The sequence below is a fragment of the Pseudomonas marginalis genome, assembly GCF_900105325.1.
In the GTDB taxonomy this organism is placed as follows: Bacteria; Pseudomonadota; Gammaproteobacteria; order Pseudomonadales; family Pseudomonadaceae; genus Aquipseudomonas; species Aquipseudomonas marginalis.
The window spans coordinates 538,916-553,131 of the sequence record NZ_FNSU01000004.1 but is presented as its reverse complement, the minus strand read 5'-3'; the positions used below and the strand labels follow the sequence as shown (position 1 = coordinate 553,131).

At 62.9% G+C, this 14,216-nt stretch carries 10 protein-coding genes; 4 read left to right on the top strand and 6 right to left on the bottom strand.

Annotated elements, in window-relative coordinates:
* Positions 1-54 precede the first annotated feature (54 nt).
* Entirely contained in the window at positions 55-1,338 is a 1,284-nt protein-coding gene (gene amaA, locus BLW22_RS33055) for an L-pipecolate oxidase (RefSeq protein ID WP_065925609.1), read from the bottom strand.
* 155 nt (positions 1,339-1,493) lie between these two features.
* Complete coding sequence (amaB, locus tag BLW22_RS33050; RefSeq protein WP_074848605.1) at positions 1,494-2,984, bottom strand: L-piperidine-6-carboxylate dehydrogenase; 1,491 nt, start codon at positions 2,982-2,984, stop codon at positions 1,494-1,496.
* Positions 2,985-3,137: 153 nt separating this feature from the next.
* Between amaB and BLW22_RS33045 the strand changes: the two genes are divergently transcribed.
* The 3 genes from BLW22_RS33045 to nadE all read left to right on the top strand — a co-directional run bounded on the left by BLW22_RS33045 (position 3,138) and on the right by nadE (position 6,220).
* The gene (locus BLW22_RS33045; RefSeq protein ID WP_074848603.1) at positions 3,138-4,028 is read left to right on the top strand and encodes a LysR family transcriptional regulator; all 891 of its coding nucleotides are present in this window, start codon (positions 3,138-3,140) and stop codon (positions 4,026-4,028) included.
* 146 nt (positions 4,029-4,174) lie between these two features.
* Entirely contained in the window at positions 4,175-5,389 is a 1,215-nt protein-coding gene (gene pncB / locus BLW22_RS33040) for a nicotinate phosphoribosyltransferase (RefSeq protein WP_065947132.1), read from the top strand.
* A 3-nt stretch (positions 5,390-5,392) separates the two neighbouring features.
* Positions 5,393-6,220, top strand: coding sequence for an ammonia-dependent NAD(+) synthetase (gene nadE, locus BLW22_RS33035; protein ID WP_027607697.1), 828 nt, complete (start codon positions 5,393-5,395; stop codon positions 6,218-6,220).
* Between the two features lie 74 nt (positions 6,221-6,294).
* Here the strand turns inward: nadE and azu are convergent, their stop codons facing one another.
* On the bottom strand, positions 6,295-6,741 hold the full coding sequence (azu, locus tag BLW22_RS33030) for an azurin (RefSeq protein WP_027607696.1): 447 nt from the start codon (positions 6,739-6,741) through the stop codon (positions 6,295-6,297).
* A gap of 332 nt (positions 6,742-7,073) precedes the next feature.
* Between azu and BLW22_RS33025 the strand changes: the two genes are divergently transcribed.
* The gene (locus tag BLW22_RS33025; protein ID WP_032890516.1) at positions 7,074-7,256 is read left to right on the top strand and encodes a hypothetical protein; all 183 of its coding nucleotides are present in this window, start codon (positions 7,074-7,076) and stop codon (positions 7,254-7,256) included.
* A 103-nt stretch (positions 7,257-7,359) separates the two neighbouring features.
* Here BLW22_RS33025 and BLW22_RS33020 read toward each other — a convergent pair whose 3' ends face one another.
* The 3 genes from BLW22_RS33020 to BLW22_RS33010 form a co-directional block, all read right to left on the bottom strand.
* On the bottom strand, positions 7,360-8,250 hold the full coding sequence (locus BLW22_RS33020) for a transglutaminase family protein (RefSeq protein ID WP_074848601.1): 891 nt from the start codon (positions 8,248-8,250) through the stop codon (positions 7,360-7,362).
* Positions 8,250-10,736, bottom strand: a complete 2,487-nt coding sequence (locus BLW22_RS33015; protein WP_074848599.1) for a circularly permuted type 2 ATP-grasp protein — start codon at positions 10,734-10,736, stop codon at positions 8,250-8,252. Before BLW22_RS33015 ends, BLW22_RS33020 begins: the two co-directional genes overlap by 1 nt.
* A 96-nt stretch (positions 10,737-10,832) precedes the next feature.
* Positions 10,833-14,123, bottom strand: a complete 3,291-nt coding sequence (locus tag BLW22_RS33010; RefSeq protein WP_074848597.1) for a transglutaminase family protein — start codon at positions 14,121-14,123, stop codon at positions 10,833-10,835.
* Between the last annotated feature and the right edge of the window lie 93 nt (positions 14,124-14,216).

Here is a 14,216-nt window from a genome sequence, read left to right as displayed (position 1 = left end):
TACAGATTAGTAGCCGGCTAAGAAAATGCAGGCTTCTGAGCGGTATTTCGCTGATCAGATCACGATCCTCAGGCATTGCCCGGCGTGATACAGCGAGAATCCGGCTTCATACAGGCAACTGCGCAGCCCAACCCCGGCCAGCGGTTGCATGGGTGCAAACGGAATCGGCAAGGCTTGGGGATTCTGGTGACATAGATAGTCGGCGAACGCCTTGCCGACCACGCTGCCGGTGGTCACGCCGCGCCCGTTATAGCCGGTTACCGCCACCAGGCCGGGAGCTGGCTCGAACAGGCGCATCAGGTGATCGGGGGTGAAGGCGATGCAGCCGGTCCAGGTGAATTCCCATTGCACCGATTTGAGGTACGGGAAGTAATGTTGCTGCACCCGATCAGCCCACGCCTTGAGGAACCAGGCCGGTTTCTGGTTACCGTTGCCCAGGCTGCCGAGCAACAGGCGGCCATCGGCATCGCGGCGGATGCTGCTCAGTACCTGGCGCGTGTCCCATGAGCCTTGGCCGCCGGGCAGAATCTGCTCGGCGGCGGCGTCGGTCAGCGGCGCGGAGGCGACCTGGTAGTAGTAGCCGGGGAAAAAATTGCGTCGCAGCTCGGTCCACTCACCTTCGGTGTAGGCGTTGGAGGCGATGACCACTTGTGCAGCCTGCACCGAACCGCTGGCGGTCTGAACGGACCAACTCGCACCTTGGCGCTCCAACCGGGCGACCGGGGAATGGTCGAACAACTGCCCGCCAAGGCCCACGGCGGCATTCGCCAGGCCACTGGTGTAGGCCATCGGGTTCAAGGTACCGGCACGCCGATCCAGCAAGGCGGCGGCGATTTTCTTGGTGCCGGTGGCGTGCTCGCAGGCCTGGCCGGTGAGCAATTCCACCGGCGCGCCACGGCGCTTCCATTGTTCTTCACGGCTGCGCAAATCCGCCTCGCCACGGGCGTTATGCGCCATGTGCAAGGTGCCCTCGCGGCGCAATTGGCAATCGATGTTGTATTTGTCGATCAGGCTGAACACCAGCGATGGTGCCGCGCCGAGCATGCGGTTGAGCTGGCTGCCCACCGCTTCGCCGAAACCGGCTTCGATCTCGTCCGGAGGGATCCACAGGCCGGCATTCACCAACCCGACGTTGCGCCCCGAACCACCGTGGCCGGTGCGATGAGCCTCCAGCACGGCGACGCTTTTACCCTGCTCCAGCAAGTGAATGGCGGCCGACAAACCGGTGATGCCGGCGCCGATCACGCACACATCCACCTTGACCTCGCCCTTGAGCGCGGCACGATCCGGCCGGCCAGGGGTGAGGTGTTCCCACAAACATGCTTCGCGTAGTGCCATTGCCAGACTCCGGTGAGACCCAACAAGCGTTTTTCTTGTTCAGCACCATCACTGTAGGAGCGAGCTTGCTCGCGAAAAACGCGAGAGCGGCGCGGGCATTCAGGATGCCCGCGTGATCGTTGACGATCTTCGCGAGCAAGCTCGCTCCTACAGAATCAGTCGAAGGTGATGCCCTGGGCCAGCGGCAACTCCAGCGAATAGTTCACGGTGTTGGTCTGGCGGCGCATGTACCCGCGCCATGCATCCGAACCTGACTCGCGACCGCCACCGGTCTCTTTCTCACCGCCAAACGCGCCGCCAATCTCCGCGCCGCTCGGGCCGATGTTGACGTTGGCGATCCCGCAGTCGCTGCCCACTGCCGACATGAATTGCTCGGCCTCGCGCACGTCAGTGGTGAAGATGCACGACGACAGGCCTTGGGGCACGGCGTTGTTGAGGCGCAGGGCTTCGGCGAAGTCCTTGTAGCCGACGACATACAAAATCGGCGCGAAGGTTTCGGTGCACACCACATCGCTCTGCTCAGGCATTTCGACAATGGCCGGCGACACGTAGTAGGCGTTGGGGAACTTGTCTTCCAACTGGCGCTTGCCGCCGAACACCTTGCCGCCTTCACTCAAGGCCTGCTCCAGGGCGTCCTGCATAGCGTCGAAGCCATGCTTGTCGATCAGCGGGCCAATCAGGTTGCCCTCCAGCGGGTGGCCGATGCGCACTTTGGAATAGGCGGCCTTGAGGCGGGTGACGATTTCTTCCTTGACCGACTCGTGGGTGATCAGGCGGCGCAGGGTGGTGCAGCGCTGGCCGGCGGTGCCGACGGCGCTGAACAGGATGGCGCGCACGGCCATGTCCAGGTCGGCGCTCGGGCCGAGGATCATGGCGTTGTTGCCGCCCAGCTCGAGGATGCTGCGGGCAAACCGCGCGGCAACTTTCGGCGCCACTTCGCGGCCCATGCGGGTGCTGCCGGTGGCGCTGATCAGGGCCACGCGTGGGTCATCCACCAGCGCAGCGCCGGCATCGCGGCCGCCGATGATGACCTGGCTCAGGTATTGCGGCGCGTCCTTGAAATTCTTCAGCACACGCTCGAACAGCGCCTGGCACGCCAGGGCGGTGAGCGGGGTCTTTTCCGACGGTTTCCAGATCACTGCGTTACCGCACACCAGCGCCAGTGTGGTGTTCCACGCCCACACGGCTACCGGGAAGTTGAAGGCGCTGATCACCCCGACCACGCCCAGCGGGTGCCAGGTTTCACGCATATGGTGGCCTGGGCGCTCGGAGGCGATGGTCAAGCCGTACAACTGGCGGGACAGGCCCACGGCGAAGTCGCAGATGTCGATCATTTCCTGCACTTCACCCAGGCCTTCCTGGGTGATCTTGCCGGCCTCCCAGGACACCAGCTCGCCCAGATCGGCCTTGTATTCGCGCAGTACATCGCCGAACTGGCGCACCAACTCGCCGCGACGGGGGGCCGGCACGTTGCGCCAGGCCTCGAATGCATGCTCGGCGCGACTGACCTGTTGCTCCACCTCGGCGGCACCTTCCCAGTGCACACTGCCGATACGGCTGCCATCAATGGGCGAATGCACGGGTTGTTTACCCGCCTGGTACAGCGCCGGGTTTACCCCGAGACGATCAAGCAATGCGGCAACCATGGGTCACTCCTTTAATCTTCGAACAAAAAATCGCACCGCGGCACGCACGGCGATCCAGGCCTTATTTGTAGCTGGCCCAAGACTTGCCAACAAACGACGATTAGGCGAGATATCATTCCGTTTATTCATGCAAAGAATAAAAAGAGGCATGCCGTGCTGAACAAAAGACATTTGCCCTCGATCACCGCCCTGCAGTGTTTCGAGGCCGCCACCCGCCACCTGAGCTTCACCCGCGCCGCCGAGGAGCTGAACCTCACGCAAAGCGCAGTGAGCAAACAGGTCGCGCAGTTGGAAGAATTGCTCCAGCACCTGCTGTTTCGCCGCGTGCGTCGCCGCTTGCAGATGACTCCGGCAGGCGACCTGTACCTGGTGGAAGTGCGCAAGATCCTCACGCAGGTGGAGATGTCCACCCATTACCTGCGCTCCTATGGCGGCGAGACCGAAGTGTTGCGCGTGTCCACCCCCTACACCTTCGGCGCGCGCTGGCTGGTGCCGCGCCTCAAGGGCTGGCGCCTGCGCCACCCGCAGATCCACCTGGACCTGTGCAACGAACAGGAGCCGGACGAACTGCTGCAAGGCAAGGCCGACATGGCCTTCTACTTCGGCCAGGGCTCGCGCCCCGGCACCGAGAGCCTGAAACTGTTCAGCGAAGAGCTGGTACCGGTGTGCGCCCCGGAAAGCCTGCCGGCGCAGCCCTTCACCGATCCCACGCAACTGAGCGACCTGGTGCTGCTGCAAAACGCCTCGCGCTCCCAGGGCTGGCATGACTGGTTTGCCGATCAGGGGTATCACACCGAGCACAGCTACCACGGGCCGCGTTTCGACACCTTTTATATGTGCATTCGTGCGGCGCAGGTCGGTTGCGGCGTGGCGTTGTTGCCGCGCTTTCTGGTGGAAGAAGAACTGGCCGACGGCAAGCTGGTGATCCCCTGGCAGCATGCAATGCCCAGCCAGGACGCTTATTACCTGGCCTTCCCGGAACACGCGGCGGAGGTGCCCAAGGTGCGGGAGTTTGTGAAGTGGATGATGGAGCAGGTTGTTTAATGCCTGGAATATCGCCATCGGCGGCAAGTGGCCTTGGCAAAAAAAATCACTGGCAAACCTACCCGCGTCTATGCGCCACTAGCCCCCTTCCTTAATTGTGCGTAAAGGTCGGCGCCCATCGCCCGACCTGTCTGGAGATTCCCGTTATGAGCGAGAGTGTGTTTGCCGATCGCATCGTGCAGAACTTGCTCGACACCGACTTCTACAAGCTGACCATGATGCAGGCGGTGCTGCACAACTACCCCAACGTGGAAGTTGAATGGGAGTTTCGTTGCCGCAACAGCGAAGACCTGCGCCCGTACCTGGCGGAGATCCGCTACCAGATCGAGCGCCTCGCCGAGCTGAGCTTGAGCCCCGACCAATTGGGGTTCCTGGAACGCATCAGCTTTATGAAGCCGGATTTTTTGCGTTTTCTCGGGCTGTTTCGCTTCAACCTGCGCTATGTGCAGACCGGCATCGAGAACGGCGAGTTGTTTATCCGCCTGCGCGGGCCGTGGCTGCATGTGATTCTGTTTGAAGTGCCGATGCTGGCGATCGTCAGCGAAGTGCGTAACCGCTACCGCTACCAGACGGTGATCCTCGAACAGGCCCGCGAGCAGCTGTACCGCAAGTTCGACTGGCTGACGGCCAACGCCAGCAGCGACGAGCTGGCCGAGCTGCAAGTGGCCGACTTCGGCACGCGCCGACGCTTCTCGTACCGCGTGCAGGAAGAAGTGGTCAGCGTGCTCAAGCATGACTTCCCCGGGCGTTTTGTCGGCACCAGCAACGTACACCTGGCCCGCGAGTTCGATATGAAGCCGTTGGGCACCATGGCCCATGAATGGATCATGGCCCACCAGCAACTCGGCCCGCGCCTGATCGACAGCCAGATCGCCGCCCTCGACTGTTGGGTCCGCGAATACCGGGGCCTGCTGGGTATCGCCCTGACCGATTGCATCACCACCGACGCCTTCCTTGGCGACTTCGACTTGTACTTCGCCAAGCTGTTCGATGGCCTGCGCCATGACTCCGGCGACCCGGTGCAGTGGGCCGAAAAAGCCATCGCCCACTACCACAAGCTGGGCATCGAGCCGATGAGCAAGACCCTGGTGTTCTCCGACAGCCTGTCGTTGCCCAAGGCCCTGGAGATATTCCGCGCGTTGCGTGGTCGCATTAATGTGAGCTTCGGCATCGGCACCAACCTGACCTGCGATATTCCAGGGGTGGAACCGATGAGCATCGTGCTTAAAATGACCGCCTGCAATGGCCAGCCCGTCGCGAAGATCTCCGATGAAGCGGGCAAGACCCACTGCACCGACCCGAATTTTGTCGCCTATTTGCGTCATGTTTTCAAAGTACCTGCCATCTCTAGCAAGGAGTGAATCATGCAAGCCGTACAGCGTGAGATTGCTGAACAGCTCAAGGTCCAAGCGCCGTTCAAGGACCAGGCCGCCCTCGAGGCCGAAGTTGCCCGGCGCGTAGCGTTTATCCAGGACTGCCTGCGCAATTCCGGGCTCAAGACACTGGTGCTGGGCATCAGCGGCGGCGTCGACTCCCTGACTGCCGGCCTCTTGGCCCAACGCGCGATGCAGGAACTGCGCTCCCGCACCGGTGACGAGGCCTACCGCTTTATCGCCGTGCGCCTGCCCTACGAAACCCAGTTCGATGAAATCGATGCCCAGGCCTCGGTGGACTTTATCGACCCGGACGAGCGCCACACCGTGAACATCGGCCCGGCGGTGAAAGCCCTGGCCAATGAAGTGGCGGCGTTTGAAGGCAAGGCGGCGGTGTCCCGCGACTTCGTGCTCGGCAACACCAAGGCGCGCATGCGCATGGTGGCGCAGTACACCATCGCCGGCGCGGCCAGCGGCCTGGTGATCGGTACCGACCATGCGGCGGAAGCGGTGATGGGCTTTTTCACCAAGTTCGGCGATGGCGCCTGCGACCTGGCGCCGTTGAGCGGCCTGGTGAAAAACCAGGTACGCGCGATTGCACGGTTCTTTGGTGCGCCGGAGTCGTTGGTGGAGAAGGTGCCGACGGCCGACCTTGAAGACCTGTCGCCAGGTAAGCCGGATGAAGCGTCACATGGCGTGACCTATGCCGAGATCGATGCGTTCCTGCACGGTGAGCCGGTGCGTGAGGAAGCGTTCCGGATTATTTGCGAGACGTACCGCAAGACCGAGCACAAGCGGGTGATGCCGTTTGCGCCTTGAGGTGAGCCAGATAGTGGTGTGTTGATTGGCAGGCAGTCATCGGGGGCAAGCCCCCGATGAACGATAACGCGGTCTTACTTCAGGACCACAGTGCCTTTCATCATCGAGATGTGGCCCGGGAACGAGCAGAAGAACGCGTAATCCGTACCGGCCGCCAGTTTCGAGACATCGAAGGTCACCGAATCCTTCTCGCCGGCACCAATGATCTTGGTGTGGGCGATGATGCGATCGTCACCCTCTTTCAGGTAGTTCTTGTCGATGCCAGCAGCCATGCCATCAGTGGCAACCGGCTGCATGTTGGCGGCGCTGGTCAGCACCCAGTTATGACCCATGACGTTTTTCGGCAGGCTGCCGGAGTGAGTCAGCTCGACAGTGAACGTCTTGCAGCTCTTATCGATCGTGATTTCCTTGGTGTTGAAGGACATCTGGTCAGTGGAGTCGACGGTGACCTTGCACTCTGCAGCAAGCAACTGGCCGCTGGCCAGAGTCAGCAGGGAAACAGCAACGAGTTTGGCAAACATGTGAATCTCCAAGGCAGGGTTTAAACAACGCGTAATGCGACAAGGGTGCCTGAGGCAGGCAAAAATTCTTATGACCTGAATCAACAGATTGTATACAACTTTAGGCTATCAGACTTATCGACACAATCAACCAGCCAAAGTGCCGCAGGCTGTCTATGATCGGCGCATCACCCACTGGAGCCCGAGCCATGCACCTCAACCAACTGTTCAATGGCCTCCTGGCCGCGTACGCCTGCGGTAAGTGAAGGCCAAGCGCCCCTTGAAGCTGCTACCATGTCGTCCCAAGGCAGCTGCGCGCCGCCACCCTCACCTTCGACCCTAGAGGATCGCCCATGGCCAAACCTAATTACTCCTTCGCCAAACGTCAGAGAGACTTGGCCAAGGAACAGAAGAAAGAGGAAAAACTGCAACGCAAGAAAGCCGCTGTCGATGAAGAAGCGGGCGCACTGAACCCGGACGCGGAAGGTGAAGTGGCAGCAGACGAGACTGAAACCCCGAAAGACCCGGCTGAATAATTATTTACTGTAGGAGCGAGCTTGCTCGCGAAGAACGTCAACGATAACGCGGGAAGCCAAGATCAACGCGGCGCCCTCAGGTTCTTCGCGAGCAAGCTCGCTCCTACATCAGCGGCATCACCGTCACCCGCACCTCCGGGTCATGGCTCCCTCCCCCCAGAATCACCCCACGCAACGGCGACACATCGGAGAAATCCCGGCCCCAGGCCAGGGTGATGTGCTCCAGCGCCGGCTGCACATTGTTCGTCGGATCGAAATCCACCCAGCCCGATACCGGGCAATACACCGAGACCCACGCGTGGGAGGCATCGGCGCCGATCAGCCGTGGCTGGCCGGGCGGTGGCTGGGTGAGCAGGTAGCCGCTGATGTAACGCGCCGCCAGGCCGCGCGAGCGCAGGCAGGCGAGCATCAGGTGGGCGAAGTCCTGGCACACGCCGCGTCGGCGCTCCAGCACCTCCACCAGCGGCGTGGCGACCTGGGTAGCTTCGGCATCGAAGGTGAATTCGCTGAAGATCTTTTCCATCAAGGCCTGCACCCCCAATAGCAAGGGCGCACCAGGAGGGAAGCAGCTCTCGGAGAACTCGACGAAGGTCTTCTTCAGGTGTACGTAGGGCGATTCGAAGCGATAACGGCAGGCTTCGATCAACTCGGGCGACAGTGGCTGGCTGCTGTAGGTCAGGCTGTCGCGGGTCTGGTCCCAGGCGGGCGAGTGCTGGAAATCCAGCACCGGCCGCGCCAGCACTTCCACAGTCAGCCCAGCGTTCACCAGTAATTCATCATGGGGCCGCTCGAACGCCAGGCGGGTGATCGGGTTGCCGAACACGTCCAGCTCATCCCGGCGTGACGACGGCTGCGGGCTGATATCCAGTTGCTGGTCGCTGCAACGCTGCCAGGCGCACGGCCTCGGCCATAAATGCGCGAGCTGCTGGGCCAGGGACACCGGGCTGTCGTAGTGGTAATGGGTATCGTGGAAAATCTGGTAGCGCGCACTCATCACACCGACACCGTTTGCTGACTGACATCATCCACATGGGCAAAGTGGCGCAAAGCCAGACGATCCGACACTTGCCCACTCTCATCGGCGACCGCCTGCAGCAGGTCGGCCAGGCCTTCCAGTGCGGCACGCACGCTGGATTCGCCAAACAACGGGTTCTCCAGGCACGCCAGGTCGAAACGCGCCAGGCGCTCCACCAACGGCGCCAACCCGGTCTCCCGTGGCACACCGAAATCATCATTAAGACGGCGCAGGGTACGGCTCACCAGTTTCAGCTGGAACAGCACCGCGTGGGGGTTCTGTTCATCCAGCAACAACAAATCCAGGACCGGAATCAGCTGCGGCACCGCCAGGTAGCGCGAGCGGTAGGTGATGCTGCTGTTGCCGAGTTCCAGCAACCACTCCAGGCCCGCTTGATCGAACACCGCCACACCGCGCAGGAATGCCGCCAGGCTGCTGCTGAGAAATTGCAGGCGCTCGATGCGCCGGCCCATCATCAGGAAGCGCCAGCCTTCGTCGCGGGTCATGTCGTCGAGGGCAAACCCGGACAGCGCCGCCAGGGACATTACCAGGCGGTTGAGAAAGTCCAGCAACTCACCAAAATCCGGGCTTTCGCTCTCCAGCTCCAGGGCTTCGCGCTGCAACTCCACCAGGGCCTGCCAGTTCTCACGGGACAACTTGCCGCGCACCTGGGACGCCGCCCACTGCAAGCGTTGCAGGTTGGCGCGCAGGCTCGACGGCCAATCATCGCCGAGCAAGGCCGCCTGCAAACGCTCGGGCAGCTCGCCCTCCTCCGGCAGCAGGCGCAGGTTTTCACCCAACTCGACCGCCGCCTGCAAGGCCAAGGGGTCGTCGCCGTCGACATAGCGCGCCAGCACGATGCGCAGCCAGCGTGCGCTGTCGTCGCAGCGCTCGCAGTAACGGCCGAACCAGAACAGGTTTTCCACCACGCGGGACGGCAGATAAGGGTCGCGGCGCACCAGGTCGTGTGCACCAATCGCGCGCTGGGCGCGCCAATGCTCGCCACTGCTGGCGCGTTCGCCCAGCACCCAGGTGTCCTTGCTGGCGCCGCCGCGTTGCATCGACACCACTTCGGCATCGGCGTCCGCCGCCACACGGGTCAGGCCGCCGGGCAGTACGCGGTAGCCCTCCGCGCTGGCCACGGCATACACGCGCATGCCGATGGCGCGGTGTTGCAGGTGATCCTCCACGGTGTGCCACACCGGTGCCTGGGACAGTTGTGCCAGCTCCTGGGCGACGTAGGCGTAAGGCCGCGCGCGCATGCGTTCGGCCAAGGCCTGGCGTTGCTCGTCATTCAAGTCGCGACCGAATACCGGGGCAAAACTTTGCGACGGAAACGCCGGTTTGATCAGCAGTTCCGGCAGTTTCTCCAAGGCCTCGGCGAGCACCGGCGCCTCACCGCACCACCAAGTGGCGATGGAGGGCAAGAGCAATTCTTCGCCGAACAGGAACTGGTTGATCCTGGGCAGAAAGCCGAGCAAACCGGGGGACTCCAGCACGCCGCTGCCCAGGGCATTGGCCACCAGTACATTGCCCTGGCGCGCGGCGTCGAGCAGGCCGGGTACGCCGAGGGCGGAGTCGGTGCGCAGCTCCAGCGGGTCGCAGAAGTCATCGTCGAGGCGACGCATGATCGCGTGCACCCGGCGCAGGCCACTGAGGGTTTTCAGGAACACCGTGCTGTCGCGCACCGTGAGGTCGCCGCCTTCCACCAGCGGGTAGCCGAGCTGACGCGCGAGGTACAGATGTTCAAAATAGCTTTCGTTGAAACGCCCAGGGGTGAGCAACACGATCAGCGGTGGCTGGTCATCGCTCGGCGCCTGGCGGGCCAGGGTTTCCTGGAGCGTGCGGAAGAAACCGGTGAGGTGCTGCACCTGCAGATCACGGTACAGGTCCGGAAAGGCGCGGGACACGATGGTGCGGTTTTCCAACGCATAACCGGCGCCCGAAGGCGCTTGCGTACGGTCGGCGGTGACCCACCAGCGGCCATCCGGGGTACGCGCCAGGTCCACGGCATACAGGTGCAGAAACGCACCGTCAGGCGGTTGGATGCCCTGGCACGGCCAGAGGAAATTGTTATGCCCGAACACCAGTTCGGCCGGCAGCAGGCCTTCCTTGATCAAGCGTTGCGACCCGTAGAGGTCCGCCAGTACGGCGTTGAGCAGACGCGCACGCTGGGCGATACCGGCTGACAGCTGCTGCCATTCATCGGCCGCCAGCACATGGGGCAGCAGGTCCAGTTCCCAAGGGCGATCGGCGCCCTTGGGGTCGGCGTAGACGTTATAGGTGACGCCGTTTTCCTGGATCTGCCTTGTCAGCAGCGCCTGGCGCTGGGCCAGTTGCGCGGGTGTGCTGCGTTGAAGGTGATCGAGCAAGCGCTGCCAATGGGCGCGTACTGCGCCACTGTCGTCCAGCAGTTCGTGATAAGTACCCGCGGTCAGCGGGTATTGGTCGAGCAAGTCGGGCATGGAACGCTCGGCAGAGGCAAAGGGGCTCAGTTTAATTCAAATTCACTGCAATCTAATGTGGGAGGGCGCTTGCTCCCTCCCACATTGTGATCGCTTTTAGTCATTTTTATTGGGGTGACGCCGCAGATCCAGGGTCATCGGCAATTCGTCATTGATCACAACACTCGGCACGGTGAGCTTTCCTGGTGTATGGCCGAGACGGAAAAACCGCGCCATGCGCCGGCTCTCCGCCTCATTGGCGTTTACCGGCAGGCTGTCGTAGTTACGCCCGCCCGGATGCGCAACATGGTACTGGCAGCCGCCCAGGGAGCGCTGCATCCAGGTGTCCAGCAGGTCGAACACCAGCGGCGCATGCACCGGGATGGTCGGTTGCAGGCAATTGGCCGGTTGCCAGGCGCGGTAACGCACGCCGGCGACGAACTCGCCAATGCGCCCGGTCGGTTGCAGCGGCACCGGGATGCCATTGCAGGTCAGCAGGTAGCGTTGCGGCGGCAGCCCACTCACCTTCACCTGCAAGCGCTCCAGGGACGAATCCACATAGCGCACCGTGCCGCCCACCGCGCCCTCTTCGCCCAGTACATGCCAAGGCTCCAGGGCCTGGCGCAGTTCCAGTTCGATCCCGCTGACGGCGTAATCGCCCACCTTGGGGAAGCGGAACTCCAGGTGCGCGGCGAACCATTCGGCGCGTAACGGGTAACCGGCGGCGTTCAACTCGACGATCACGTCGGCAAAATCCTGCTCGATAAAGTGCGGCAACAGGAAGCGGTCATGCAATTCGGTGCCCCAACGCGCCAGTTTCGGCGGCGCATAGGGTTCACGCCAGAAGCGCGCCACCAAGGCCCGCAGCAGCAATTGCTGGGTCAGGCTCATGCGTGCGTGGGGCGGCATTTCAAAGGCCCGCAACTCGAGAAGGCCCAGGCGGCCAGTGGCACCGTCGGGCGAGTAGAGTTTGTCGATACAGAATTCGGCGCGGTGGGTATTGCCCGTTACGTCGATCAACAGGTTGCGCAGCAGGCGATCCACCAACCAGGGCGGGCATTCTTCACCCGGCTGCGGCATTTGCGCAAAGGCGATTTCCAGCTCATACAGCGCGTCGTTGCGGGCTTCGTCGACCCGCGGTGCCTGGGAGGTCGGGCCGATAAACAGGCCGGAAAACAGGTACGACAGCGAGGGGTGGTTATGCCAATAGCTGATCAGGCTGCGCAGCAGGTCGGGCCGGCGCAGGAACGGCGAGTCCTTGGGCGTCGCGCCCCCCAGCACAAAGTGGTTACCGCCGCCGGTGCCGGTATGGCGGCCGTCGATCATGAACTTCTCGGTGGTCAGCCGGGTCTGCCGCGCCTCCTCGTAGAGGAATTCGGTGCGTTCCACCAACTCGTCCCAGGTCGCGGACGGCTGCACGTTGACCTCGATCACACCCGGATCCGGCGTGACGCGGAAGTTGCTCAGGCGCATATCGAACGGTGGTTCGTAGCCTTCCAGCAGCACCGGGCAGTGCAATTCCTCGGCGGTGGCTTCGATGGCGGCCACCAGTTCCAGGTAATCCTCGACGCGTTCCAGGGGCGGCATAAACAAGTACAGGCGCCCTTCCCGCGCTTCGGCGCACAGGGCGGTGCGGGTCAGCCAGTCGGCGGACTCGTCGACCTCGGGCACTCGCTCGTCGCTCGGCGCGGGTTCGCCATGGCTTTGCAGTTGCGCACTGGTCGGCAGTTCCGGTTGATCCTGGTTAGGGTCGGTCGGGTGCACGAACGGATACTCCGCCGCCGTCACCCACGGCTGCGAGGCCAACGGCAGGCGATAGCCCAGCGGCGAATCCCCCGGCACCAGACGGCAATGGTTATCGCGCAGGTACCAGCGCCCGCTCTGCCAGCGGTCATTGGCCGCCGTACGCGCCAGCGGCAGTACCTGGCCGATGACTTTATCCAGACCCTGGCTGAACACCTTGCGCAAGCGTTCGCGCTCCAGTTCGTCGCTCAAGCGCGGGTCCTGGGCCGTGACGTTTTGCGGCAACGCACCTTCGCGCCACAGGTAGTAGAAGTTGTCTTCGAAGGCCGGGAATACAAAGCGCGCCGGCAACTTCAGGCGCTCGGCGACGCTGGCCAGGAAGCGCCCGGCCATTACGCCATCGGCGCCGTAGTCCTGTTGTTCATCGGCGATCAGCGCGCTGTTGTGCCAGATGGGCACGCCGTCACGGCGCCAGTAGCAGTTAAGCGACCAGCGCGGCAATTGCTCGCCGGGGTACCACTTGCCCTGGCCGAAGTGCACCAGGCCCTTGGGCGCGTAATGCTTGCGCATGCGCTGGAACAGTTCGGCGGACAAGCGCCGCTTATCCGGCCCGAGGGCTGCGGTGTTCCACTCGGCGCCGTCGGGGTCGTCGATGGAGACGAAGGTCGGCTCGCCGCCCATGGTCAGGCGTACATCATCCTTGAGCAGGTCGCCATCGATCTGCCGGCCCAGGGCCTGGATCGCCAGCCATTGCTCTTCGGTGTAGGGCTTGGTGACCCGTGGCGCTTCCCAGATGCGCTCCACCGACATCTCGTGGGTAAATTCGCACTCGCAGGGTTCCACCAGCCCACTGATCGGCGCGGCGGACGATGGATCGGGACTACAGGCCAACGGGATGTGCCCTTCACCGGCGAACAACCCGGAGGTGGCATCCAGGCCGATCCAGCCGGCACCGGGCAAATACACTTCGCACCAGGCGTGCAGGTCGGTGAAGTCGACTTCGGTGCCGGAGGGGCCGTCGAGGGCTTTGACGTCGGCGGTCAGCTGGATCAGATAACCGGACACAAACCGCGCCGCCAACCCGAGGTTGCGCAGCAATTGCACCAGCAGCCAGGCCGAATCACGGCAGGAGCCGGAAGCGTTTTCCAGGGTGAATTCCGGGGTTTGCACCCCCGGTTCCATGCGGATCAGGTAGCCGATGTCGGCGGCCAGGCGCTGGTTGAGGCCCACCAGGAAGTCCACGGCCGGCAACGGCGTGCGGTCGATACCCGCCAGGTAGGCGGCAAACCTCGGCGTCAGCGGCAGGGTTTCCAAGTACGGCGCCAGCTCGCGCTGTTCATCGGCGGCGTAGCTGAAGGGGATTTTTTCGGCGTAGGGCTCAAGGAAAAAATCGAACGGGTTGAACACCGCCATCTCGGCGACCAGGTCAACCTCGATGCGCAGTTCATCGGTCTTTTCCGGGAACACCAGACGCGCCAGGTAATTGCCCTGGGGGTCCTGCTGCCAATTGATGAAGTGCTGCTCGGGCAGCACTTTGAGTGCATAGGACAAAATCCGCGTACGGCTATGGGCCGCCGGGCGCAGACGCACGATCTGTGGGCCAAGTTCGACCGCGCGGTCGTAGCGGTAATGCGTAACATGGTGCAACGCGACATGAATCGACACGGCGGCCTCCTGCGAGCCAGGGCATGGACACAAAGCGCGCAAGACTTATGCCAGAGCGGCGGTCATTGCGCTTTATCGTAAGACCCGGTGCAG

Excerpts from the sequence above, each read along its gene's own strand:
- amaA (WP_065925609.1), bottom strand. The coding sequence starts at position 1,338 with ATGGCACTACGCGAAGCATGTTTGTGGGAACACCTCACCCCTGGCCGG.
- amaB (WP_074848605.1), bottom strand. The coding sequence starts at position 2,984 with ATGGTTGCCGCATTGCTTGATCGTCTCGGGGTAAACCCGGCGCTGTAC.
- pncB (WP_065947132.1), top strand. The coding sequence starts at position 4,175 with ATGAGCGAGAGTGTGTTTGCCGATCGCATCGTGCAGAACTTGCTCGAC.
- nadE (WP_027607697.1), top strand. The coding sequence starts at position 5,393 with ATGCAAGCCGTACAGCGTGAGATTGCTGAACAGCTCAAGGTCCAAGCG.
- azu (WP_027607696.1), bottom strand. The coding sequence starts at position 6,741 with ATGTTTGCCAAACTCGTTGCTGTTTCCCTGCTGACTCTGGCCAGCGGC.
- BLW22_RS33025 (WP_032890516.1), top strand. The coding sequence starts at position 7,074 with ATGGCCAAACCTAATTACTCCTTCGCCAAACGTCAGAGAGACTTGGCC.
- BLW22_RS33020 (WP_074848601.1), bottom strand. The coding sequence starts at position 8,250 with ATGAGTGCGCGCTACCAGATTTTCCACGATACCCATTACCACTACGAC.
- BLW22_RS33015 (WP_074848599.1), bottom strand. The coding sequence starts at position 10,736 with ATGCCCGACTTGCTCGACCAATACCCGCTGACCGCGGGTACTTATCAC.